The organism is Histidinibacterium aquaticum (assembly GCF_008710275.1).
GTDB lineage: Bacteria > Pseudomonadota > Alphaproteobacteria > Rhodobacterales > Rhodobacteraceae > Oceanicola > Oceanicola aquaticus.
Map to the genome: position 1 here is coordinate 605896 of NZ_VYQE01000001.1, position 21855 is coordinate 627750.

At 70.8% G+C, this 21855-nt stretch carries 21 protein-coding genes; 12 read left to right on the forward strand and 9 right to left on the reverse strand.

Annotated elements, in window-relative coordinates; translation table 11 throughout:
• Window positions 1-37: 37 nt before the first annotated feature.
• The 6 genes from F3S47_RS03060 to ptsP all read left to right on the forward strand — a co-directional run bounded on the left by F3S47_RS03060 (window position 38) and on the right by ptsP (window position 6871).
• Window positions 38-814, forward strand: a complete 777-nt coding sequence (locus F3S47_RS03060; protein WP_150443730.1) for a DeoR/GlpR family DNA-binding transcription regulator — start codon at window positions 38-40, stop codon at window positions 812-814.
• On the forward strand, window positions 811-1956 hold the full coding sequence (locus F3S47_RS03065) for an MFS transporter (protein ID WP_150443731.1): 1146 nt from the start codon (window positions 811-813) through the stop codon (window positions 1954-1956). The genes F3S47_RS03060 and F3S47_RS03065 overlap by 4 nt, the downstream gene beginning before the upstream one ends.
• 58 nt (window positions 1957-2014) lie before the next feature.
• Window positions 2015-3253 carry an aspartate kinase gene (locus F3S47_RS03070; RefSeq protein ID WP_150443732.1) on the forward strand — a complete coding sequence of 413 codons (1239 nt, stop codon included), beginning with the start codon at window positions 2015-2017 and terminating at the stop codon, window positions 3251-3253.
• A gap of 128 nt (window positions 3254-3381) precedes the next feature.
• Complete coding sequence (locus tag F3S47_RS03075; RefSeq protein ID WP_150443733.1) at window positions 3382-3849, forward strand: hypothetical protein; 468 nt, start codon at window positions 3382-3384, stop codon at window positions 3847-3849.
• Between the two features lie 83 nt (window positions 3850-3932).
• A complete protein-coding gene (locus F3S47_RS03080) occupies window positions 3933-4427 on the forward strand; it encodes a hypothetical protein (RefSeq protein WP_150443734.1) in 495 nt (164 codons plus the stop codon).
• Window positions 4428-4618: 191 nt separating this feature from the next.
• Entirely contained in the window at window positions 4619-6871 is a 2253-nt protein-coding gene (gene ptsP, locus F3S47_RS03085; protein WP_150443735.1) for a phosphoenolpyruvate--protein phosphotransferase, read from the forward strand.
• A gap of 360 nt (window positions 6872-7231) precedes the next feature.
• Here the strand turns inward: ptsP and F3S47_RS03090 are convergent, their stop codons facing one another.
• From F3S47_RS03090 to F3S47_RS03115, 6 genes are all read right to left on the reverse strand, one after another.
• Window positions 7232-7765, reverse strand: a complete 534-nt coding sequence (locus F3S47_RS03090; protein WP_150443736.1) for a sarcosine oxidase subunit gamma — start codon at window positions 7763-7765, stop codon at window positions 7232-7234.
• On the reverse strand, window positions 7758-10679 hold the full coding sequence (locus F3S47_RS03095) for a sarcosine oxidase subunit alpha family protein (RefSeq protein ID WP_150443737.1): 2922 nt from the start codon (window positions 10677-10679) through the stop codon (window positions 7758-7760). Before F3S47_RS03095 ends, F3S47_RS03090 begins: the two co-directional genes overlap by 8 nt.
• Window positions 10676-10930: a sarcosine oxidase subunit delta gene (locus F3S47_RS03100; RefSeq protein ID WP_150443738.1), complete on the reverse strand. Its 255-nt coding sequence runs from the start codon at window positions 10928-10930 to the stop codon at window positions 10676-10678. Before F3S47_RS03100 ends, F3S47_RS03095 begins: the two co-directional genes overlap by 4 nt.
• Window positions 10931-10989: 59 nt before the next feature.
• The gene (locus F3S47_RS03105; protein WP_150443739.1) at window positions 10990-11436 is read right to left on the reverse strand and encodes a hypothetical protein; all 447 of its coding nucleotides are present in this window, start codon (window positions 11434-11436) and stop codon (window positions 10990-10992) included.
• Window positions 11437-11466: 30 nt separating this feature from the next.
• Window positions 11467-12720, reverse strand: coding sequence for a sarcosine oxidase subunit beta family protein (locus tag F3S47_RS03110; RefSeq protein WP_150443740.1), 1254 nt, complete (start codon window positions 12718-12720; stop codon window positions 11467-11469).
• A gap of 119 nt (window positions 12721-12839) precedes the next feature.
• A complete protein-coding gene (locus tag F3S47_RS03115) occupies window positions 12840-14282 on the reverse strand; it encodes a Glu/Leu/Phe/Val family dehydrogenase (RefSeq protein ID WP_150443741.1) in 1443 nt (480 codons plus the stop codon).
• Window positions 14283-14602: 320 nt separating this feature from the next.
• Here F3S47_RS03115 and F3S47_RS03120 point away from each other — a divergent pair, with 320 nt between their 5' ends.
• The 3 genes from F3S47_RS03120 to F3S47_RS03130 are packed head-to-tail and all read left to right on the forward strand — an operon-like array spanning window position 14603 to window position 17420.
• Window positions 14603-16306: a TadE/TadG family type IV pilus assembly protein gene (locus F3S47_RS03120; protein WP_150443742.1), complete on the forward strand. Its 1704-nt coding sequence runs from the start codon at window positions 14603-14605 to the stop codon at window positions 16304-16306.
• A complete protein-coding gene (locus F3S47_RS03125; protein ID WP_150443743.1) occupies window positions 16303-16836 on the forward strand; it encodes a TadE/TadG family type IV pilus assembly protein in 534 nt (177 codons plus the stop codon). The genes F3S47_RS03120 and F3S47_RS03125 overlap by 4 nt, the downstream gene beginning before the upstream one ends.
• A complete protein-coding gene (locus F3S47_RS03130; protein ID WP_150443744.1) occupies window positions 16833-17420 on the forward strand; it encodes a TadE/TadG family type IV pilus assembly protein in 588 nt (195 codons plus the stop codon). The genes F3S47_RS03125 and F3S47_RS03130 overlap by 4 nt, the downstream gene beginning before the upstream one ends.
• On the opposite strand, the gene F3S47_RS03135 is transcribed toward F3S47_RS03130, so the two are convergent.
• Window positions 17417-17899 carry a hypothetical protein gene (locus F3S47_RS03135; RefSeq protein WP_150443745.1) on the reverse strand — a complete coding sequence of 161 codons (483 nt, stop codon included), beginning with the start codon at window positions 17897-17899 and terminating at the stop codon, window positions 17417-17419. The genes F3S47_RS03130 and F3S47_RS03135 overlap by 4 nt on opposite strands.
• 221 nt (window positions 17900-18120) lie before the next feature.
• Between F3S47_RS03135 and F3S47_RS03140 the strand changes: the two genes are divergently transcribed.
• A complete protein-coding gene (locus F3S47_RS03140) occupies window positions 18121-18480 on the forward strand; it encodes a hypothetical protein (RefSeq protein WP_150443746.1) in 360 nt (119 codons plus the stop codon).
• A gap of 73 nt (window positions 18481-18553) precedes the next feature.
• Window positions 18554-19840 (forward strand): homoserine dehydrogenase, encoded by a 1287-nt coding sequence (locus F3S47_RS03145; protein ID WP_150443747.1) that lies wholly within the window; start codon window positions 18554-18556, stop codon window positions 19838-19840.
• 3 nt (window positions 19841-19843) lie between these two features.
• On the opposite strand, the gene F3S47_RS03150 is transcribed toward F3S47_RS03145, so the two are convergent.
• On the reverse strand, window positions 19844-20296 hold the full coding sequence (locus F3S47_RS03150) for a YkvA family protein (protein ID WP_223877697.1): 453 nt from the start codon (window positions 20294-20296) through the stop codon (window positions 19844-19846).
• Window positions 20297-20333: 37 nt separating this feature from the next.
• On the opposite strand from F3S47_RS03150, the gene glpX reads away from it, so the two are divergent.
• Complete coding sequence (gene glpX / locus F3S47_RS03155) at window positions 20334-21305, forward strand: class II fructose-bisphosphatase (protein WP_150443749.1); 972 nt, start codon at window positions 20334-20336, stop codon at window positions 21303-21305.
• Between the two features lie 90 nt (window positions 21306-21395).
• Here glpX and F3S47_RS03160 read toward each other — a convergent pair whose 3' ends face one another.
• Entirely contained in the window at window positions 21396-21845 is a 450-nt protein-coding gene (locus F3S47_RS03160; protein WP_150443750.1) for a nucleoside deaminase, read from the reverse strand.
• Window positions 21846-21855: the final 10 nt, after the last annotated feature.

The following is a 21855-nucleotide window of genomic DNA, read 5'->3' on the forward strand; positions in this document are numbered from 1 at the left end:
GCTCGACGCGCCCGGTATTACCGGGTAATGCACGTTTATGCACGATTCGACCCTGCCTCTCGGCCGCCGCCGCACTATCGCAGACCGCCTTTCGGGCGGGCAGTCGGTGGTGGCAAGTGACCTTGCGCGCGAGTTCGGCGTCTCTGAGGATGCGATCCGCCGCGACCTCCGTGCCCTCGCCGCCGACGGGCTTTGCACCCGCGTCTACGGCGGTGCGCTGCCCCTCTCACCCGCGAACGGGCCGGTGACGGAGCGGCAGACGGAAAACACTGCCGCGAAGCGGGCGCTGGCCATAATTGCAGCCGGCCTGATCCGGCCCGACAGCACCATCTTCCTCGACACAGGGAGCACCGTGGCCCTCCTCGCGGAGGTTCTCCCCCCCGGCCTTCGCGTTGTCACCAATTCCCTGAGCGCCGCAAACGCCCTCTCGCGCCGGAGCGACCTCGCGCTCTTCCTCGTCGGCGGCGCCTTCGACCCGGAGACCGGCGGCTGCACCGATGCCCAGGCTCTCGCCGCACTCGAGCGCTATCGCATCGACCTCTGCTTTCTCGGTGCCTGCGCCCTCTCGCCGGCGGAGGGGATCGCGGGCTTCGACATGGCCGACGTCGAGATGAAGCGCGCCCTTCTCGACCGGAGCGCCGAAACTGCGCTGATGATGACCGCCGACAAGCTCGGCACCACGGCCCCATACCCGATCGCCCCGCTCGCGCGGCTGACCCATCTGGTCATTTCGGCCGGAACCGACGACACCACCCGCGCGGCGCTCGCCAAGGCAGGCCCGCAAATCCATCTCGCCAAGGACGCCGCCCAATGACCGCCCTCGCCGACACTCCCGCCAGCCTCGCCCCCGCGCGTCTCGCGACGCGGCTCGCCTTCTTCGCGGCGGGCTTTGCCGTGTCCTGCTGGGCGCCGCTCATTCCCTTCGCCAAGGATCAGACCGGTGTCAGCGAGGCCGGGCTGGGGCTGCTGCTGCTCTGCCTCGGGATCGGCTCGGTCATCGCCATGCCGGTGACCGGCTGGCTCTCGGCGAAACGGGGGGCGCGGCCAATGATGCTGGTCAGCGGGTTCGGCCTGGCCGCCGTGCTGCCGCTGCTGATCCTGACCTCCGAGCCGATGATCCTCGGCGCGCTGCTCTTCGTCTTCGGCGCGGCGCTCGGCACGCTCGACGTCTCGATGAACGTGCACGGGGCCGAGGTGGAACGTCGGGACGGGCGGCCGCTGATGTCGGGCTTCCACGCGCAGTTCAGCATCGGCGGGCTCGTCGGGGCGGGCGGCGTGACGGCCCTCCTCGCCGCGGGTCTCTCGCCGCAGGGGGCGGCGCTGACCGGCAGCGCCCTGACACTCGCCGCCATGCTGGGCGCGGCGCCCCGACTGCTGCGCGCCCGCTCGGGCGAGGCGCCGACCTTCGCGCTGCCCAGGGGCGTCGTCCTGCTGCTCGCCGTTCTCGCCGCGATCTGCTTTCTCGTGGAAGGCGCGGTGCTCGACTGGGGCGCGCTACTGCTGGTCGAGCGCGACCTCTCCGCGCCGGAGCGGGCGGGGCTCGGCTACGTGGTCTTCTCGGTGACCATGACCATCGGGCGGCTGACCGGCGACCGCATCGTCTCCACCGTCGGCGGCAAGCGCGTGCTGATCTGGGGCGGCATCCTCACCATGGCGGGCCTGGCCCTCACCGCTTCCGCCCCGGCCGGGTGGATCGCGCTGGCGGGGTTCGCGCTGATCGGTGCGGGCGCTTCCAACATCGTGCCCGTGATCTTCAGCCACGCGGGCCGGCAGACCGTCATGGACCCGGGCCTTGCCATCGCGGCGGTCACCACGACGGGCTACGCGGGCGTTCTTCTGGGCCCCGCGGGCATCGGGGTGATCGCGGAATGGGGGAGCCTGCCCGCCGCCTACTGGATGCTCGTCGTGCTCATGGCGCTGATCCCGCTGTCGGCTGCCCGCGCCACGCGGGGCTGAGATCTTGCGCGGGCCCTCCGCGCGCAATATGAGCGCGCGGAACGAAGGGCGAGGGACCATGCCCATCCTTGTGATGAAATTCGGCGGCACCTCCGTCGCCACGCCCGACCGGATCCGCCGGGCCGCCAAGCGCGTCGGCGTCGAGGTCGCCAAGGGCTACGACGTGATCGTCATCGTCTCCGCCATGGCGGGCGAGACCAACCGCCTCGTCGAGCATGTCTCCGAGATCTCGCCGCTCTACGACGCGCGGGAATACGACGCCGTCGTCAGCTCGGGCGAGAACGTTACCGCCGGCCTCATGGCGCTGACACTGCAGGAAATGGATGTTCCCGCCCGCTCCTGGCAGGGCTGGCAGGTGCCGCTGCGGACCAACTCCGCCCACGGCGCCGCGCGGATCGAGGAGATCCCGCCCGAGAACATCAACCGCAAGTTCGCCGAGGGCATGCGGGTCGCCGTGGTCGCCGGCTTCCAGGGCATCTCTCCCGAGGGCCGGATCACGACGCTGGGCCGCGGCGGGTCGGACACCACCGCCGTCGCCTTCGCCGCCGCCTTCGGGGCAGAGCGCTGCGACATCTACACCGACGTCGACGGCGTCTACACCACCGACCCGCGCATCTGCGACAAGGCTCGCAAGCTCGACCGCATCGCCTTCGAGGAGATGCTGGAGCTCGCGAGCCTCGGCGCCAAGGTGCTGCAGACCCGGTCGGTCGAGCTCGCCATGCGCTACAAGGTGCGCCTTCGGGTGCTAAGCTCGTTCGAGGAACAGTCCGACGAGGCCGGAACGCTCGTCTGCGACGAGGAGGATATCGTGGAAAGCAATGTTGTCGCCGGGGTCGCCTACAGCCGCGACGAGGCCAAGATGACCCTCATTTCCGTCGCCGACCGTCCAGGCATCGCCGCCTCGATCTTCGGCCCGCTGGCCGAGGCGGGGGTCAACGTCGACATGATCGTCCAGAACATCTCCGAGGACGGCCGCACCGACATGACCTTCTCCTGCCCCGTGGACCAGGTGAAGCGGGCCGAGGCCGCGATGGAAAAGGCCAAGGCCTCCGGGAGCATCAACTATCACGATCTCGTGGCCGATACCGGTGTCTGCAAGGTCTCGGTCGTGGGCATCGGCATGCGCTCCCACGCCGGCGTCGCAGCCAAGATGTTCGAGGCGCTGAAGGCCGAAAACATCAACATCAAGGTCATCACGACCTCCGAGATCAAGATTTCGGTGCTCATCGACCGCAAGTACATGGAGCTGGCGGTCCAGGCACTGCACGACGCCTTCGAGCTCGACCGCGCGGCCTGAGCCGCGCCTCCGCCCTTGGGTCAACCTGTCGCGGAACCCCGCGGCGGGCCAGCGCCGTTCTTCATGTCATCGACGACGCGGGGACCGCGGGCGGCTGGCGCCGTCCGCCAGACAAGCGGAGGACATCCATGTTCAACACGTCTGCCAAGGTATCGATCGCGGCGCTCCTGAGCCTCGCGCTCACGACCGGCGCGCTCGCGCAGGACGACGCCACCGACAACGCGAACGCCGACGCCCAGAGCGAGGAAGAGGTCAATGACGAGACGGGCACGCCCGGCAGCGTCGCCGATCTCACCACGACACTGCAGGGTGGCGCGGCCAACCCCGACGAGGCCTTCGACGGGCTTCCCGAGGACACCGACGTCACCGTCGTACGCCTCAGCGAGATCGACGGCTCCGACGAAGACCTCGCCGACCTCGATGCCGAGCTCTCGGCCCGCGCCGAGCAGTTCATCGAGTACCACCGCCAGATTGCCGACCGCGACTACCTTGCGTCCGGGATCGCCGACGCGGGCTATAACGTCGAGGACGTGGTCGCCTGGTTCAACGGGCCGGACGGTCCGCTGCTGATCGTGGACGACCGCAACCGGATGTGACGAAACCTGCACTCTCCGGACACGTTGAGTCATCGAAGGCGGCGGTATGTCCGTCAGCCAAAGTGACAAGTCTGGAGGGTGCCATGCGTCCCCACATCTATCCCAAGACAGCTCTAGCCGCCCTGCTCGCCGCAGGCCTCGCCCTTCCCGCGACCGCGCAGGAAAACGACGATGCGGGCGGCCTCAAGGAAACCATGACCTTCGAGGACGGCGTCGGGGCCGATACCTACGGGATCGTCACGGATATCGGCGAAGATCCCACCTTCGACCAGGTCGTTCAGGACGTCGAAGCCATGGGCGGCTCCGATCCGTCCGAGGTCATTCGGGAAATCGATCCGACCGCCGAGCTTCGCACCGTGGCCCTGTCCGAGCTGAGTGAAGGGTCCGAGACCTCGACCGAGGACCTCGACCGCGTGCTCGGAGAGAACGCCCAGAGCATCGCCGACGTCCACCGTGCGATCTCGGAGAACAGCGTGATCACGGAGGCGCTCGAAGCCGAGGGTGTCGATCCCCAGACCGTCGTCGCGCTGGAACGCACCGACGACGCCGTGACCTTCATCGTCGACGACCGGGGCTGACTCATCCGACCCGTTCCTCTTAGGGCTCGCCCCCCGGGCGGGCCCTTTTTCGCGTCTGCTCACGCGCCGTCGCGCCGCCTCGACCGGGCCGGCCCTGACTGTCGGTCCCGCGTCGCGGCATGTCTTTCCCGGTTTCCCTTCTCCGGGGCGTTCGCCTATAGCTTGTCCCCGGACGACCGGGGAGAGCCAGAATGGCGGTCCAGTTCGAAAGCGAAAGCCGCAAGCTTCTCGGACGTTTGCGGGACACGATGGCCGAGGACGCCGCCGGCCAGGCGCGCCTCGACAAGATCGTGCACCTGATCGCCCACTCGATGGGGGCGGAGGTCTGCTCGATCTACCTGTTCCGTGACCCCGACACGCTCGAGCTTTGCGCGACCGAGGGCCTTGAGCAGGAGGCCGTGCACCAGACGCGGATGCGCCTGGGCGAGGGTCTCGTCGGCCGCGTCGCGCGGTCCAAGCGGCTGATCAACACTCCCGACGCCCCGGCGGAACGCGGATTCCGCTACATGCCGGAGACCGGCGAGGAGCGGTTCTCGTCCTTCTGCGGCGTGCCGATCCAGCGCCTCGGCGAGGCCCTGGGCGTGCTCGTCGTGCAGTCCAAGGAACAGCGCAAGTTCACCGCCGACGAGGTCTACGCCCTCGAGGTCGTGGCCATGGTGCTGGCCGAGATGACCGAGCTCGGCGCCTTCGTCGGCGAGGGCGCCGCGATGGAGGCCCGCCACCAGCAGCCGGTGCTGTTCCGCGGCGTCGTCGGCCAGGAGGGCGCGGTCGAGGGCCGGGTCTACCTGCACGAGCCCCGCGTCACCGTCACCAACCCCGTCAGCGACGACCCCGACCGCGAGCTGGAGCGCCTGACCGAGGCGATCGAGCGCCTGCGGGTGTCAGTCGACGACCTGCTCGAGTCCAGCATGGCGGTCGACGCTGAGCAGAAGCAGGTCTTCGAGGCCTACCGCATGTTCGCGAACTCCCGGTCGTGGCTGCGCCGGATGGAGGCCGACATCGCCAACGGCCTGACCGCCGAGGCCGCCGTCGAGAAAGAACAGTCGCTCGCCCGGACCCGAATGAACCAGGCGCAGGACCCCTACCTGCGTGACCGGCTGCACGATCTCGACGACCTCTCGAACCGCCTGCTGCGCATCCTCACCGGACAGGGCCGGGACACCGGGGCGGAGATGCCCGAAAACCCGATCCTCGTGGCCCGCAACATCGGCCCCGGCGAGTTGCTGGAATACGGCAAGACTATCCGCGGCATCGTGCTGGAGGAGGGGTCGGTCGGCAGCCACGCCGCAATCGTCGCCCGCGCCTGGGCGATTCCGCTGGTGATCCGCGCCAGCCGCATCACGACCGAGGCGCTGAACGGCGACCCGATCCTGGTGGACGGCGAACAGGGCGTGGTGCATCTGCGTCCCGACGACAGCGTGCAGAATGCCTTCCGCGACAAGATCGCCATGAAGGCCCGCGCGCAGGAGCGTTACGCCTCGATCCGGGACGAACCCGCCGAGGCGCTCTGCGGCACGCGGATCTCGCTGCAGATGAACGCAGGCCTCATGGCCGACCTGCCCTCCCTGCCCTCCTCGGGCGCCGAGGGGGTGGGCCTTTTCCGCACCGAGCTGCAGTTCCTGATCCGCAACCAGATGCCCCGCCGGGCCGAGCTCTCGGCGCTCTACTCGAGGGTCATGGACGCCGCGGGCGGCAAGCGCGTCGCCTTCCGCACGCTCGACATCGGGTCGGACAAGGTGCTTCCCTACATGAAGCCCAACGAGGAGCCGAACCCGGCCCTCGGTTGGCGGGCGATCCGGGTCGGGCTCGACAAGCCGGGCGTCCTCCGGATGCAGCTGCAGGCCCTGATCCGCGCCGCCGCGGGCCGGCGGCTGACGGTGATGTTCCCCTTCATCGCCCAGCTCGCCGAGTTCCGCGACGCCCGCGCCGAGTTCGACAAGGCGATGGAGCGCGAGAGGATCCTCGGCCATCCCCTGCCCGAGGTGGTCGAGGTCGGCGCGATGCTGGAGACCCCCTCGCTCGGCTATGCGCCGGACATCTTCTACGACGAGGTCGATTTCCTGTCCGTGGGCGGCAACGACCTCAAGCAGTTCTTCTTCGCCGCCGACCGCGAAAACGAGCGGGTCCGGCGGCGCTACGACACGCTCAACGTCTCGTTCCTGCGGTTCCTGCAGCAGGTCATCGACCGGTGCGAGGCGCATGGCACGCCGCTCTCCTTCTGCGGGGAGGACGCCGGCCGGCCGATCGAGGCCCTCTGCCTGGCCGCCATGGGTTTCCGCACGCTGTCGATGCGCCCGGCCTCCATCGGGCCGGTGAAGCACATGCTGCGCCGCTGCAATCTCCGGGAGGTCCGCGAAGTCATCGAGGACGCCGCCGCGCGCGGTGAGCAGTCGGTGCGCGAGCCGGTCATGGCCTATCTCGCCGAGCAGGGATGGGCGAACTGAGCGCAGCGTACGCACCGGTCACCGCCTCTTAACCGTCCTCTGGCAGGGTGGCCCACGGTTGACCCGCGGCCGGCTGTGCCGGTCGTGCCATATGGAGACTCTCGTGGCTGCCGGCCCCCTCGCGGGGCAGGTCCCTGCGCGCTCCGACCTTGGGGGGGATGGCATCCCTCCACGGCCCGCCCGCCAGAGATACGATACGGAGACGATCCGCGGCCCCCGCCGCATCAGCCCGGCGCCCATGAGGCGACCCGGGCCGGAGGCGCGTGCGTCGGGTGCGTTTCCAACGCACCGCCGCACCAGACACCGCCACGCCGTGGGGTGCGTTCTCCGGACGCACCGCCAGGCCAAACGACTCGCGCCCTACCCCCGGGCGGCCACCGATCGTGCCGCGCGCTCGACCTCCTCGACGAAGGTCCCCGCCATGGAGCGGAAGACCATCACCTCGAAGCCCTCCCCCACCCGCGTTACGCTCGCCGACATGTGGCCCACGAGCGTTCGCGCCGTGGCATCGGCGCCGAAGGCCTGTTCCGAGAGGTCCACCGGTACCAGCCGCGCCAGCACCTCGCGCACCGTCGGCCCCTCCAGCGCCGCCACTGCCCAGCCGTCGGAGACATCGGTCACGGCTGCCCCGGGGATCTCCGGCGGGACGGCCCCGACAAGGAACGCCTGCCCCGGCCCGACCGAGACCAGCCGACCCGACGCACCACCGGTCCACCGGTTCGGCGCCGGCCAGTCGAACCCCGCCGCGCCCAGCGCCTCCGCGGTGCCCTCCAGTCCCGAACGGTAGGGCGCGATCCAGTGCACCGGGCCCGGATCGACCTCGGTCACCCGCAGCGAGCCCACCTCGCGCGGCAGCAGCCCTGCGAAGGGTGAGAGGGGCGACAGCTTAACCACGGACCAGTTTCCCCTCGGGGTCGTAAGCCACCGGATCCCCCACCTCGCAGAGAACCTCGACACCGCGCAGGTGATCGACCAGCTTCACCGTCTCCCCATGCCTCGAGCGCCCGCGCGCGAGGAACCCCATCGCCAGCGTCGTCCCGAGCGTGGGCGAATAGGCGGCAGAGGTCACATGCCCCTCCGCCGCCTCCCGCACGGCAGCCGCGTCGGGCGCAAAGAGGAAGGCGCCCGGCGGCAGGGCCGCCACCGCCCCCACCGGGCGCAGGCCCACGAGCTGGGGACGGTCCTCGTCAAGCAGCCCCTCCCGCATGGCGGCGGCGCGGCCGATGAAGTCCGGCTTCGAGAGCATACGCTGCATCCCCAGGTCGAAGGCCGTCACCCGCCCGTCGATTTCGGCATGGGTGAGGAAACCCTTCTCGATCCGCAGGACGTTGAGCGCCTCCATCCCGTAGGGCCCGCCGCCCCAGCCCTCCGCCTGCGCCAGCAGCAGCCGCCAGAGCGACGCGCCGTAGCGCGCGGGCACGGCAATCTCGTAGCCCTGCTCGCCGGAGAAGGAGATCCGGAAGAGCCGTCCGTCCACGCCCCCGATCCCGACCGGACCGCATGACATGAAGGGCCAACGCTCGGCATCCATCTCCTCGTCGAGCAGCGAGGCCACCACCCCCCGCGCCTCGGGACCCGCGACCGCGAACTGCGCCCAGTGCTCGGTGACCGAGGTCAGCCGCACATCCATCTCCGGCCGCAGCACCTGCGCGGCGTAGTCCATGTGCGCCATCACCAGACCGGCTGCGGCGGTGGTGGTCGTCACGAGGTACCGATCCGAACCGAGGCAGGCCACGGTCCCGTCGTCCATGACGTGCCCGTCCTCGCGCAGCATGATCCCGTAGCGCACCCGCCCGGGTTTCAGGCTGCCCATGCGGTTGGCGTAGACATAGTCGAGGAAAGCCGCCGCGTCCGGGCCCTGCACTTCGATCTTGCCCAGCGTCGAGACGTCGGCCACCCCCACCGACCCGCGCACCATGGCGACTTCCCGGTCGCAGGCTTCGCGCCAGGCCTTCTCGCCCGCCTTCGGGAAGTAGGCCGCACGGTACCAGAGCCCGGCCTCGACCATGGGCGCGCCGCGCGACCGCACCGCGGCATCGGAGGTCGTCCGGCGCACCGGCGCGAAGCCCTCCCGCTCGCCCCCCGCGCCCATCGCGGCGATGGAAACCGGCGTGTAGGGCGGGCGGAAGGTGGTCGTGCCGGTCTCGGGAATGCTGCGCCCCGTGGCGTCGGCCAGCACCGCGAGCGCCGCGACGTTCGAGGTCTTGCCCTGGTCGGTGGCCATGCCCTGCGTCGTGTAGCGCTTCATATGCTCGACCGAGCGGAAGTTCTCGGCGGCCGCCCCCGCCACGTCCTTGACCGTCACGTCGTTCTGCATGTCGAGCCAGGCGCGCCGCTTGCCCGGCACATGCCAGAGCGCGGCGATGCGGTAGGGATCGTCCTCTGCCTCCGGCAGCTCGGTCCGCGTGGCGTCGAAGCCCAGAGCCTCCAGCACCTCCGCCGCCACCGCGGCGCCGTCTTCCAGGCAGGCCCGGGTGGAGAAGCGCCCCCGCGCCGCGCCTGCGACTGCGAGCCCCGGCACCGCACCCTCCGGCGGCAGGAAGGCCAGCCGCGCCTCGTCCCAGACCGGGCGCGCGCCCATGTGGCAGGTCAGGTGAACGGAGGGGTTCCAGCCGCCCGACACGGCGAGGCAGTCGGTCGGGATCTCCCGCGTGCCGCCGGCATGGGTGACGGTAACCGAGCGCAGCCCCAGCCGCCCCCGGGTTCCGGTGACCCGGCCCGAGGTATAGACCGGCCAGTCGCCCTCGGGCGCCGAGTCCCGGCTGTCGACCACCCCGGCGACCGTCACCCCTGCCGCCGCGAGATCGCGGGCGGTGCGGTGCGCGTCGTCGTTGTTGGCGAAGAGCGTGACCCGCTGTCCCGGTGCGACGCCCCACCGGTTGAGATAGGTGCGCACGGCCGAGGCCGTCATGATCCCCGGCCGGTCGTTGTCGGCGAAGGCCACGGGCCGCTCTATCGCGCCCGCGCAGAGAACCGCCCGCCGCGCCGCGATCCGCCAGAAGCACTCCGGCGGCAGGTCCGCGCGCGGCGCCGCGTGCAGGCCGACGCGCTCCAGCGCGCCGTAGGTCCCCTGGTCGTAGGCCCCGGTCACCGTGGTGCGCGGCATGAGCCGGACGTTGGGCAGCGCCGCGAGCTCTGCCAGCACCCCGTCTGCCCAGGCGTGACCCGGACCCCCGTCGATCTCGTGGGTCTCCGACAGGAGCCGCCCGCCCATGCGGGCCTCCTCGTCGGCCAGGATCACCCGCGCGCCCGCCCGGCCCGCCGTCAGCGCCGCCATGAGACCGGCGGGACCCGCCCCGATCACCAGCAGGTCGCAGAAGGCGAAGGCCTTCTCCGAGGCCTGCTCCGGCGGCTCTCCCGAGAGGTGGCCGAGACCTGCCGCCCGGCGGATCATCGGCTCGTAGACCCTCTCCCAGAAGCCGCGGGGCCACATGAAGGTCTTGTAGTAGAACCCCGCGCCCAGCAGTGGCCAGGCGAGATCGTTGACCGCCATGAGATCGCGCGACAGGGCGGGCCAGGAGTTCTGGCTGCGCGCCCGGAAGCCATCCCAGATCTCCTGCATCGTGGCACGCACGTTGGGGCGCTGCCGCCCCCGGCGGCCCACGGTAACCAGCGCATTGGGCTCCTCGGACCCGGCCGTCAGGATGCCCCGGGGGCGGTGGTACTTGAAGGACCGGCCCATCAGGCGCACGCCGTTGGCCAGCAGCGTCGCCGCCAGGGTCTCGCCGGTCCGCGCGTCGTAGGGCTTGCCGTCGAAGTAGACCTCCGCCGGCGGTCCCTCGTGAAGGCCGCGACCGGGGAGCCTCACGACCCGGGCTCCCGCGCGGGCCGGGACTCCGCCACCGCGTGGGTCGCCGTGTTCCGGGTCACGCTCAGCCAGCTGCCGCAGGGGCCGTGATACCAGAGATCCCGCGTCTCCCCGGCCGGGTTCCGTCGCAGGTGCAGGTAGGCCTCCCAGTCCGGCCCCCAGTCCGGCCCCTCGGGCAGCGGCAGGTCCGCACCCTTGTAGGTGAACTCGCGCAGATCGCGCTCACCGCAGTGAGGACAGGGCAGTCTCATTCGGGCGCGTCAGACCCTCGTGAGCGGAGCGGGGGTGGAAGGCACGGCGTGGCGTCCCATCAGGCGCAACTGTCGACGGTCACGTCGCCGACGAGCGCATCGTCCGAGCCCAGGAAGCGCACGCGCAGCCGGTTGCCCGAGGCGAAGAAGGTGCGCGCGTTGTCGTCGGCGCAAAAGCCTTCGAGCAGGGCGTTGGTGAAGGTCGGCCCGACCTCGGCGCGATCCTCCTCGGAGAGATCGGCGCCGGGGAATGACAGGCCGAACTCCGCGGTCACGAGCTGGCCCTCGGCCACGGCGGAGCGCAGCTGGAGCCCGCTCTCGGCCAGGACGTCGGCGCGGGCGTTCAGCCGAGCGGCCACGGTCCGGGCCTGCGCCGCCGGATCGGCGGCGGCGGGGGCTGAGGCCGGCACGGCTGCGGTCGTGGCGGGAGTCGCGACCCGGTCCATCCCCTGCCCGCAGCCCGCGAGCGTGAGGGCGAGAAGGGCGGTAAGCGCAATCGGTTTCATGTCGATCTCCGGTCTGTGTCCGCTTCGCGGTCAGTGAAGGTTGTGCTGGGCACCCGTGCCCTCCTCGTCCATCAGGCCCCTGCCGGTCGCGAAGCGGTCCAGCCGCATCCGCGCGGCGCTCTCGTGCGGCCGATCCTGCGCGATCAGGTGGGCGAAGGCAAAGCCCGATCCGGGCACCGCCTTGAAGCCGCCGTAGCACCAGCCGGCGTCGAGGTAGAGGCCCTCGACGGGCGTCCGGTCGATGATCGGCGAGCCGTCGGGCGTCATGTCCATGATCCCGCCCCAGGAGCGCAGGACCTTGGCCTGCCCGATCATCGGCATGAGGGTCATGGCGGCCTCCATGACATGCTCGACCCGCGGAAGGTTCCCGCGCGCGGCGTAGGAGGCGTAGAAATCGAGGTCGCCGCCGAAGACCAGCCCGCCCTTGTCGGACTGGCTGATGTAGAAGTGGCCCATGCCGAAGCTCACGACCTGGTCGATGCAGGGCTTGAGCCCCTCGGTCACGAAGGCCTGCAGGACGTGGCTCTCGATCGGCAGGCGCAGGCCCGCCATCTCGGCCACCTGCGAGGACCGTCCGGCGACCACGATGCCAACCTTCTTCGCCTTGATCGCGCCGCGCGTGGTCTGGACGCCGGTGACGCGGCCGCCCTCCACGTCGATACCCGTGACTTCGCAGTTCTGCACGAGGTCCACGCCCCGCCGGTCGGCGGCGCGGGCATAGCCCCAGGCCACCGCGTCGTGCCGGGCGGTGCCGCCGCGCGGGTGGTAGAGCCCGCCGTAGATCGGGAAGCGGCCCTGCTCGAAGTCGAGGTAGGGCAGGTGTTTCCGCACGCCCTCGCGGTCCAGCAGCACCGCGTCGTCGCCCTGGTTGATCATCGCGTTGCCGCGCCGGGCGAAGGCGTCGCGCTGGCCGTCGGAGTGGAACAGGTTGATGAGCCCGCGCTGCGAGTGCATCACGTTGTAGTTCAGGTCCTGCTCGAGCCCCTCCCAGAGCTTCAGCGAGTGCGAATAGAACTCCGAGTTGCCCGGCAGGAAGTAGTTGGCGCGCACGATGGTCGTGTTCCGGCCCACGTTGCCGCCGCCGAGATACCCCTTCTCCAGCACCGCGACGCTGCGCGCGCCGTGCTCCTTCGCGAGGTAGTAGGCGGTGGCGAGGCCGTGCCCGCCGCCGCCGATGATGACGATGTCGTACTCGGACTTCGGCTCCGGGTCGCGCCAGACGGGCCGCCAACCGGCATTGCCGGTGAGCGCCTCGCGTATGATCCGCCATCCCGAATAGGCCATCGACCGGTCCCCTCTCCTGGCCAGCCTATCCCCTCGCGGGGCGGTGGCAATGGCCTGCGGCGGTCAATCGCCGCCGGGAAGGGGGCCGACGTCGCGCGCCGCGCGGAGGAGGCCCTGCGTCAGAGCCCCTTGGCCTGGTAGCTCGCCACGACCCGCTGGATCGCGACGATGTAGGCCGCGGTGCGCAGGTCGTGGACGTCGTCGCGGCCGTGCCAGACCTCGGACATGGACTGGTAGGCCTCGCGCATGGTGTCGTCGAGGCCCGAGCGCACCAGCTCCAGCTCGCCCGCCCCCTGCAGGTAGCGCGACTTGAAGTCCGGGGTCAGCTGCCAGCCGATGCCGGTGTCGGCCGAGAGCCGCTCCAGCTCGGTCACGATCAGCTGGTGCCGCGATTCCTCCTGCCGGCGCTGCATCCGGCCGAAGCGGATGTGGCTGAGGTTCTTGACCCATTCGAAGTACGACACCGTCACGCCCCCGGCGTTGGCGTACATGTCGGGGATGATGACGGTGCCCTTCTCCCGCAGGATCTGGTCGCCCCCGGCGGTGACCGGACCGTTCGCCGCCTCGATGATCAGCGGCGCCTTGATGCGGGCGGCGTTGTCCTGGTTGATGACCCCCTCGAGCGCCGCCGGAATGAGGATGTCGCACTCTGCCTCCAGCACCTCGGCGCCGTCGGCGTGGTGGTTCGCGTCCGGGTAACCCGAGACCCCGCCGTGCTTGAGGATCCACTGCTTCACCTGCTCGACGTGCAGGCCGGTCTCGGAGTAGAGCGCGCCGTCGTGCTCGATGATCCCGGTGATCCGGGCGCCGTCCTCCTCCTGCAGGAACTTCGCCGCGTGGTAGCCCACGTTGCCGAGGCCCTGGACGATCACCCGCTTGCCGTCGAGCGAGCCCGAGAGGTTCGCCTTCTTCACGTCCTCCGGGTGGCGGAAGAACTCGCGCAGGGCGAACTGCACGCCCCGGCCGGTCGCCTCGGTCCGGCCCTTGATGCCGCCGGCGTGGACCGGCTTGCCGGTGACGCAGGCGTTGGCGTTGATGTCGGTGGTGTTCATCCGCCGGTACTGGTCTGCAATCCAGGCCATCTCGCGCTCCGAGGTGCCCATGTCGGGCGCGGGCACGTTCTGGGCGGGGTGGATCAGGTCGCGCTTCGCCAGTTCGTAGGCGAAGCGGCGGGTGATCCGCTCGAGCTCGTCCTCCTCCCACTGCCGCGGGTCGATGCAGAGCCCGCCCTTGGAGCCGCCGAAGGGCGCCTCGACCAGTGCGCACTTGTAGGTCATCAGTGCTGCCAGCGCCTCGACCTCGTCCTGGTTCACGCTCATGGCGTAGCGGATGCCGCCCTTGACGGGCTCCATGTGTTCGGAATGCACCGAGCGGTAGCCGGTGAAGGTGTGGATCGCGCCGCGCAGGCGCACGCCGAAGCGCACGGTATAGGTCGCGTTGCAGACGCGGACCTTCTCTTCCATCCCCGGGGAGAGGTCCATGAGCGAGACCGCGCGGTTGAACATGATATCGACGCTCTCGCGAAAGGTCGGTTCTCCGGCGGGGCGATGGGGTTGGGACATCGGGCTCTTCTCCTCTTTGCGTCTGGCCGCACCCTAGACCCGATTCGTGAGGAAAGTGCACATATTCCGGGCGGCGCGGCATGGTCCGCCCGGCCGGCTGGGCGATGTTTCCCCTACGTCGACACTGGGCCCCACATGCGCCCTTCGCGGCCCGGACGGGCGTCCGCGGGAAACAATGTGGCGCATTTCTGTCTAAACTGCGCCCTCAATGTGCCGCATTCCCGTGACCTAATCATGGCACGGATACCGCGCCTCCACCGGGGGCACCGCGCCCCCGGCGCGGCGGGCAGGGTGTGGATCCACGAGAGTAAAGGTGCCCGATGCCGCCGCTGCCAGCCTCCCGACCCCGTCTCCGGGGCCCTGTCGCCGATGCCGTCCGCCGCCTGCGCCAGATGCGCCGCGACGAGCACGGGGGCATGATCATCTTCTCGCTCTTCATCTTCGTCGTGATGCTGCTCATCGCGGGCCTCGCGGTGGATTTGCTGCGCACCGAGACGACGCGCACCCGGCTGCAGGGCACGCTGGACCGCGCCGTCCTCGCCGCCGCCGACCTCGACCAGGAGCTCGACCCCGAGGCGGTCGTGCGCGACTACGTGGCCAAGGCCGGGCTTTCGGATCACCTCGTCGAGGTCACCGTCTCCAACGACAGCGGCAGCCGCGTGGTGGGCGCCCGGGCCCGCGCCGATGTCCTGCCGTTCTTCTCGCACATGGTCGGGCTGGAGTCCTTTCCCGCCCCCGCCGCGAGCATGGCCGGCGAGACCGTCAACAAGATCGAGGTCTCGCTCGTGCTCGACATCTCAGCCTCGATGCAGGGGACCAAGATCGCCGAGCTTCGGGACGCGGCCAAGCAGTTCGCCGGGACGCTGATCGGCGCGATGGGCGAGGAGCGGATCTCGGTCAACCTCGTCCCCTACTCCACCCAGGTCGCCGCGCCGACGACGCTCTTCGACCTCTTCGGCAACATCGCCCGCCAGCACGGCTATTCGAGCTGCGCCACGATGGCCGGGGCGGACTACGGCTTCACCTCGCTGCTGGGCATCGAGAGCATGACCCAGACCCAGCATTTCGACCCCTGGACGATGTACGGGCCGCTCTACGGCACCGATTCCTCGGACGGCACGCTGGTCTGCAATCCGCACGACTGGGCTCGGGCGGCACCGGGCCTGACCGGACTGGAGACGATCCAGGACCGGATCGACGCGCTGCAGGCGGACGGGAACACCTCCATCGACATCGGCATGAAGTGGGGCGCCTCGCTTCTGGACCCGGCCATGAACGCGGTGCTCGCGGCCTTCCAGGGCGACATCGGCGGGGTTGTCCAGGCGCTCGCCTCCTTCGACGACACCCAGGTCGACAAGATCATCGTGCTGATGACCGACGGCGTGAATACCGACGAGTACCGGCTCGAGGGAATCGACATGACTGCGCTCTCGGACATCTGGTTCGACGAGCTGCGCAACGAGATGTGGGTCCGCGCGGAGGGGCGCTGGTTCAACCCGCGCCGCAAGGCCTACGGCTGGAGCAACACCTGGTTCGACGACGACGAGTGGCCCTGGGGCACGCCGGCCGACGACAACGGCAACGGCTACGACGATGACGGCGAAGGCTGCGGATGGCTCCGGCCGGACGACGAGTGGATCAACGTCGACTGCGAGATCCGGAACCACCTGCGGCAGCTGACCTACGGCGAGCTCTTCGACCGCGTCTCGGTCCGCTACAACGCCTACTTTCACCACCGGGCGCAGCACGGCCGCCAGAGCGACTACAACGCCTGGTACGGCGACCTGCTCCGCGCCCCCGCCCGTTCGGCCAAGGACGACCGGCTCCGGGCCGTCTGCCAGGCCGCGAAGGACGAGGGGATCACGGTCTTCACCGTGGGCTTCGACCTGAACGACGACCAGGTCGACCTGATGCAGGAGTGCGCCTCGACCGACTCGCACTACTACCGCTCCGCGAACAACGAGCTGGTCGAGACCTTCGAGGAGATCGCCCGCCACCTGACACAGCTGAGACTGCTGCAATGATCCGGCGTCTCGGCAGGACATGGCGCCGGTTCCGCCGGCGCGAGGGCGGCAACGCGACGGTGGAATTCGTCATCGTCTTCCCGGCCTTCATGCTGCTCATGGCCTCCGGCGCGGAATCGGGGCTGCTGCTGATCCGGCAGATGATGCTGGAGCGCGGACTCGACCTCTCGGTGCGCGCGGTCCGGCTCGGCGGCGCCGGCGGCTCGGTCGATGCCGACGAGCTGCGCGAAATGATCTGTGAGGGGGCGGCCATCATCCCGGACTGCATGAACCAGGTGAAGGTCGAGATGATCCGGATGAACCCCCAGGGCACCCTCGCCTCGCCGCAGGTGCCCGACTGCGTGGATCACGACGAGGAGGTCCAGGTGAGCCGCACCTACGACAGCGGCGCGGGACACGACCTGATGTTCCTGCGGGCCTGCGCGCTCTTCGACCCGATCTTCCCCAACTTCGGCCTGGGCGTGAAGCTCGCGGACGAGCACCTCGACTACGCTCTGGTCTCGTCCTCGGTCTTCGTGATCGAGCCATGAGGGGGCCGCGGCATATCCTGCGGGCTCTGCGGCGCGACGAGCGCGGCAGCATCTCGGTGGAATCGGTGATCGTCTTTCCGCTGCTGATCTGGGCCTATATCGCGACCTACGTCTATTTCGACGCCTTCCGCGTGGTCTCGCTCAACGACAAGTCGGCCTTTGCCATCGGCGACCTGCTGAGCCGGCAGACCTCGCTGGTGACCGGACCCTACCTCGACTCGATGCTGCGGGTGCACGAGCTGATGACGCAGGACCCGGAGGACGTCCGGCTGCGGCTTTCCTCGGTCCTCTGGGACGCGGACGCCGGGGCCTACGAGGTCGTCTGGTCGACCACGCGGGGCGGCGGGACGGCCTTGCAGGACGCCGATCTCGCCAGCGGCGGCGCGCTGGACGGACGGATGCCGATCATGAGCGACCGCGAACGGGTCATCGTGGTCGAGGCCTGGCGGCCCTTCACCCCGCCCTTCGAGGTGGGTCTGGACCCGATCGACTTCTACAGCTTCAACACGATCTCGCCCCGCTATGCCTCTCGGCTCTGCTACGACGTGCTGGGCACGGGCGATCTGAACGACGCGGCCTGCTAGCGGGGCCCGCGCTCGTCCAGCAGGAGCGCGAGCCGGTCTGCCAGGGCCCGCGCCTCCCCCGAGGAGACGAGCCCGCCGACGCCCACGCGCCGCCCGACGCGCCACCAGAGCCCCGGCGTCCACGCGCGGCCGAGCGGCCGGTCCAGCACGACCGCGAAGCCGTTCGAGGGCTTGAAGGCGAAGAGGCCGCGGTCGACCGACCGGATCCTTTCCAGCGGCGCGACCTGCGCGCCCACACCGTCCGTCAGCCCCTCCCGCGTGAGGCGGACCTCCTGCGACCCTGTCCGCCGCACCCGCTCGCCCTGCACCAGCACCAGGAGCGCGATCGCGAGGATCGCCACCCGCGCGCCCGCGCCCAGCGCCGCGGTGAGGGCAAGCAGCACCAGCAACCCGCCCAGGCCGAAGAGCACGGCGAGCGCCAGCGCCCAGCGGCCGGGCGCGGGGCGGAGCGTCGCGAGGATCTCGTCGGGGGCATCCATGGACCGCCTCCTAGCGGGGCGCGGCGCCGGGGACCAGCCGTTCCCGAAAAGAGCGGCCTGACGGCCGCGCCGGGTCAGCCCGGCGACCGCCTCCGGCGGCCCCCGGGCGGGGTCGGGGCTCTGCCCCGTCCGCGGCGGGGCCGCGGACTCCCCGGGATATTTCTCCCCAGAAGAGGGAGAGGCGCTTTCCGCCGGGGGGCGGGCGGGATAGCCTGCGGGTCATGCTCCGGTCCCTATGCCTCGTCGCTCTGCTCGCGGGTTGCGCCCCGCCGCCCCTGGAGGGCCGGCTGACCGCGGCCGACCGCGCCGCGCCCTATCCCGACCTCGTCCCCCTGGGCCCGATCCTCGCCGCCGCGCCGGAGGGGGGCGACCCGGAGGGAGAGGCGGCCGCGCTGGAGGCCCGGGCAGCGGGCCTGCGGAGCCGGGCGGCGCAGGTGGGCGCGCCCCTCGGTCCGGACCCGGCGCTGGAGGCGCGCGCGGGGGCGCTGCGCGACCGGGCGGCGCGGATCCGGGGCGAGGTGGTGCCCGAGCCCGTGCAGGAGCGCATGGACGAAGGCGTCGACTCCGCGCCGTTGCCCTGAGCGCCGAGACCGGCTAAGGGCCGGGCGGCCCCCGGGCCCCCGATTTTCGCCACCAAGAACAGGAGTGTCACCCATGTCCGATCCGCTGCGTCTCGGTATCGCCGGTCTCGGGACCGTGGGCGTGGGCGTGCTCAAGATCCTGCGCGACCAGGCCGAGCTGATCGAGGCGCGCGCCGGACGCCCGCTGGTGGCCACCGCGGTCTGCGCCCGCTCGCGCGACAAGGACCGCGGCGTCGACATCTCCGACCTCGCCTGGGAGGACGATCCGGTCGCCCTGGCGCAGCGCGAGGACGTGGACGTCTTCGTCGAGCTCATGGGCGGCTCGGACGGTCCCGCCAAGGCCGCGACCGAGGCCGCCATCGCCGCCGGAAAGGACGTGGTGACCGCCAACAAGGCGATGCTCGCCGTCAACGGCCAGGCCCTCGCCGAGGCCGCCGAGACGGCCGGCCACGTCATCCGCTTCGAGGCCGCGGTCGCAGGCGGCATCCCCGTCGTGAAGGCCCTGACGGAGGGTCTCTCGGCCAACCGGATGGAGCGCGTGATGGGCGTGATGAACGGCACCTGCAACTACATCCTCACCCGGATGCAGTCGGCGGGCCTGCCCTACGAGGCGGTCTTCGAGGAGGCCGACCGGCTGGGCTACCTGGAGGCCGACCCCGAGCTCGACGTCGGCGGGATCGACGCGGGACACAAGCTGTCGCTGCTCTCCTCCATCGCCTTCGGGACCAAGGTCGACTTCGAGGCGGTGGAGCTCGAGGGGATCGGCGAGGTCACCATCGAGGACATCCAGCAGGCCGCCGACATGGGCTACCGGATCAAGCTTCTGGGCGTGGCGCAGATGACCGGCCGGGGGCTGGAGCAGCGCATGCAGCCCTGCCTGGTGCCCGCCACCTCACCGCTCGGCCAGCTCGAGGGCGGAATGAACATGGTGGTGCTCGAGGGCGACGCGGTGGGTCAGATCGTGATGCGCGGCGCCGGTGCGGGCGAGGGCCCGACGGCCAGCGCCGTGATGGCCGACGTGATCGACATCGCGCGCGGCATCCGGGTCTCGACCTTCGGCCAGCCGGCCGCGGGCCTGCGCGCGGCGCGTCCCGCCAGTTCGGCGGTGCCCGCGCCCTACTACCTGCGCATGGCGCTGCTCGACCGGCCGGGGGCGCTCGCCAAGGTCGCGCAGGCGCTGGGGGACAACGGGATCTCCATCGACCGGATGCGGCAGTACGGCCACACCGACGAAACCGCCCCGGTGCTGATCGTCACCCACCGGACCATGCGTTCGGCCCTCGAGAGCGCGCTCTCCGACATGGCCGGGACGGGCGTCGTCTCGGGCAAGCCGGTGGTGCTGCGGATCGAGGAGGTCTGAGCCTCAACCCGGCCAGAGCCAGAGGGCCAGCGCGAGCGCGAGGGCCAACCACAGAGAGACGACGATCACCGCCCCTGTCCGGCCTCCCCCGGCGGCGACCTCTCCCTCCGCGACCCGGCGACGGCTCTCGGCCATGACCCGCGCCGGCACCATGCGGCGCGCCAGCCAGAGCGCGGCGGGGACGATCAGCACATCGTCCAGCAGGCCGAGGACCGGGATCGCGTCGGGGATCAGGTCGATGGGCGAGAGCGCGTAGGCGACCGCACCGACGATCAGCCATCGCGCCGCCCGCGGCGTGCGCGGATCCCGCGCCGCGAGGGAAAGGACCGCGATCTCCCGCCGCAGATCCTCGGCCCAGGTTTTCAGCCGGTCTTTCAGCTCGGTCCCCTTCCCCGGCGGCCCCGGCCCCGGGCCGTTAGCGCGCGCAGTCTTGTCCCTGTCGTCTTCGCCGGTCACAAGTCGGGAAACCGGAAAAGACCGAAGGATCCGCCAGATGAGAACGCCGCCGCCCGAATTCCACGACCGAATGCTGTCCCTCGGGCTCGCCCGCGTCTCCGAAGCGGCGGCCATCGCCTGTGCCTACCTGATCGGGCGGGGCGACGAGAAGGCGGCCGACCAGGCGGCGGTCGATGCCATGCGCACCCAGCTCAACCACCTGGAGATCCGCGGCACCGTCGTCATCGGTGAGGGCGAGCGGGACGAGGCGCCGATGCTCTACATCGGCGAGGAGGTGGGCGCGGGCACGGGCCCCGAGGTCGACATCGCGCTCGACCCGCTGGAGGGCACGACGCTCACCGCCAAGGACATGCCGAACGCGCTGGCGGTCATCGCCATGGCGCCGCGCGGGACGCTGCTGCACGCGCCCGACGTCTACATGGACAAGCTCGCCATCGGTCCGGGCTTCAAGCCGGGCGTGGTGACCATGGCCATGTCCCCCGCCGAGCGGGTCTCTGCGCTGGCCGCCGCCAAGGGCTGCTCGGTCGCCGACATCACCGTGTGCGTGCTGGAGCGGCCGCGCCACGAGGAGATGATCGCCGAGATCCGCTCCACCGGCGCGGCGATCCGGCTGATCACCGACGGCGACGTGGCGGGCGTGATGCACTGCGCGGAGCCCTCGACGGGCATCGACATGTACATGGGCTCGGGCGGCGCGCCGGAGGGCGTGCTCGCGGCGGCGGCGCTGAAGTGCATGGGCGGGCAGATGTACGGCCGGCTCACCTTCCGCAACGACGACGAGCGGGCGCGGGCGAAGAAGGCCGGGATCACCCATCTCGACCAGGTCTACACCCGCGACGACCTCGTGACCGGCGACGTGATCTTCGCCGCGACCGGCGTGACCGACGGATCGCTGGTGCCGGGCATCAAGCGCGAGCCGGGCTACGTCACCGCCGAGACGATCCTGATGCGTTCGAAGACCGGGTCGGTCCGCCGCATGATCTACCGCAACCCGGTTGAGTGGACCTGAGCCCCTCCCCTCTTCTGGGCGGAAATATCCCGGGGAGCGCGAGGGGCTGGCCCCTCGCTCCCGTCCGCGGCGCCGGGTGATCCCGACCGCTCAGCGGCGGCGGGCGAAGAAGTCCCTGAGCAACCCCGCACTCTCCCCGGCGGCCAGCCCATCGTAGACCTCGGGGACGTGGTGGCTCTGCGGGTGGGCGAAGACCCGGGGCCCCTGCGCCACGCCGCCGGACTTGGGATCGGCGGCGCCGTAGTAGAGCCGGCGGATCCGGGCGAAGCCGATGGCGGCGGCGCACATCGGGCAGGGCTCGAGCGTGACGTAGAGATCGTGGTCCGGCAGCCGGTCGGAGCCCGCGGCGGCGCAGGCGGCGCGCAGGGCGAGGATCTCGGCGTGCGCCGTCGGATCGGCCAGTTCCCGGGTGCGGTTGCCCGCCCGGGCCACGATGCGCCCCGCCCCGTCGGCCACGACCGCGCCCACGGGCACCTCGCCGCGATCGGCGGCGGCGCGGGCCTCCTCCAGGGCGGTCTGCATGTGGCTGCGGAAGGACATGCACTCTCCT

Excerpts from the sequence above, each read along its gene's own strand:
- F3S47_RS03130 (WP_150443744.1), top strand. The coding sequence starts at position 16,833 with ATGAGGGGGCCGCGGCATATCCTGCGGGCTCTGCGGCGCGACGAGCGC.
- F3S47_RS03075 (WP_150443733.1), top strand. The coding sequence starts at position 3,382 with ATGTTCAACACGTCTGCCAAGGTATCGATCGCGGCGCTCCTGAGCCTC.
- F3S47_RS03105 (WP_150443739.1), bottom strand. The coding sequence starts at position 11,436 with ATGAAACCGATTGCGCTTACCGCCCTTCTCGCCCTCACGCTCGCGGGC.
- F3S47_RS03070 (WP_150443732.1), top strand. The coding sequence starts at position 2,015 with ATGCCCATCCTTGTGATGAAATTCGGCGGCACCTCCGTCGCCACGCCC.
- glpX (WP_150443749.1), top strand. The coding sequence starts at position 20,334 with ATGAGAACGCCGCCGCCCGAATTCCACGACCGAATGCTGTCCCTCGGG.
- ptsP (WP_150443735.1), top strand. The coding sequence starts at position 4,619 with ATGGCGGTCCAGTTCGAAAGCGAAAGCCGCAAGCTTCTCGGACGTTTG.
- F3S47_RS03115 (WP_150443741.1), bottom strand. The coding sequence starts at position 14,282 with ATGTCCCAACCCCATCGCCCCGCCGGAGAACCGACCTTTCGCGAGAGC.
- F3S47_RS03145 (WP_150443747.1), top strand. The coding sequence starts at position 18,554 with ATGTCCGATCCGCTGCGTCTCGGTATCGCCGGTCTCGGGACCGTGGGC.
- F3S47_RS03125 (WP_150443743.1), top strand. The coding sequence starts at position 16,303 with ATGATCCGGCGTCTCGGCAGGACATGGCGCCGGTTCCGCCGGCGCGAG.
- F3S47_RS03080 (WP_150443734.1), top strand. The coding sequence starts at position 3,933 with ATGCGTCCCCACATCTATCCCAAGACAGCTCTAGCCGCCCTGCTCGCC.
- F3S47_RS03120 (WP_150443742.1), top strand. The coding sequence starts at position 14,603 with ATGCCGCCGCTGCCAGCCTCCCGACCCCGTCTCCGGGGCCCTGTCGCC.
- F3S47_RS03060 (WP_150443730.1), top strand. The coding sequence starts at position 38 with ATGCACGATTCGACCCTGCCTCTCGGCCGCCGCCGCACTATCGCAGAC.
- F3S47_RS03140 (WP_150443746.1), top strand. The coding sequence starts at position 18,121 with ATGCTCCGGTCCCTATGCCTCGTCGCTCTGCTCGCGGGTTGCGCCCCG.
- F3S47_RS03065 (WP_150443731.1), top strand. The coding sequence starts at position 811 with ATGACCGCCCTCGCCGACACTCCCGCCAGCCTCGCCCCCGCGCGTCTC.
- F3S47_RS03100 (WP_150443738.1), bottom strand. The coding sequence starts at position 10,930 with ATGAGACTGCCCTGTCCTCACTGCGGTGAGCGCGATCTGCGCGAGTTC.
- F3S47_RS03110 (WP_150443740.1), bottom strand. The coding sequence starts at position 12,720 with ATGGCCTATTCGGGATGGCGGATCATACGCGAGGCGCTCACCGGCAAT.
- F3S47_RS03135 (WP_150443745.1), bottom strand. The coding sequence starts at position 17,899 with ATGGATGCCCCCGACGAGATCCTCGCGACGCTCCGCCCCGCGCCCGGC.
- F3S47_RS03160 (WP_150443750.1), bottom strand. The coding sequence starts at position 21,845 with ATGTCCTTCCGCAGCCACATGCAGACCGCCCTGGAGGAGGCCCGCGCC.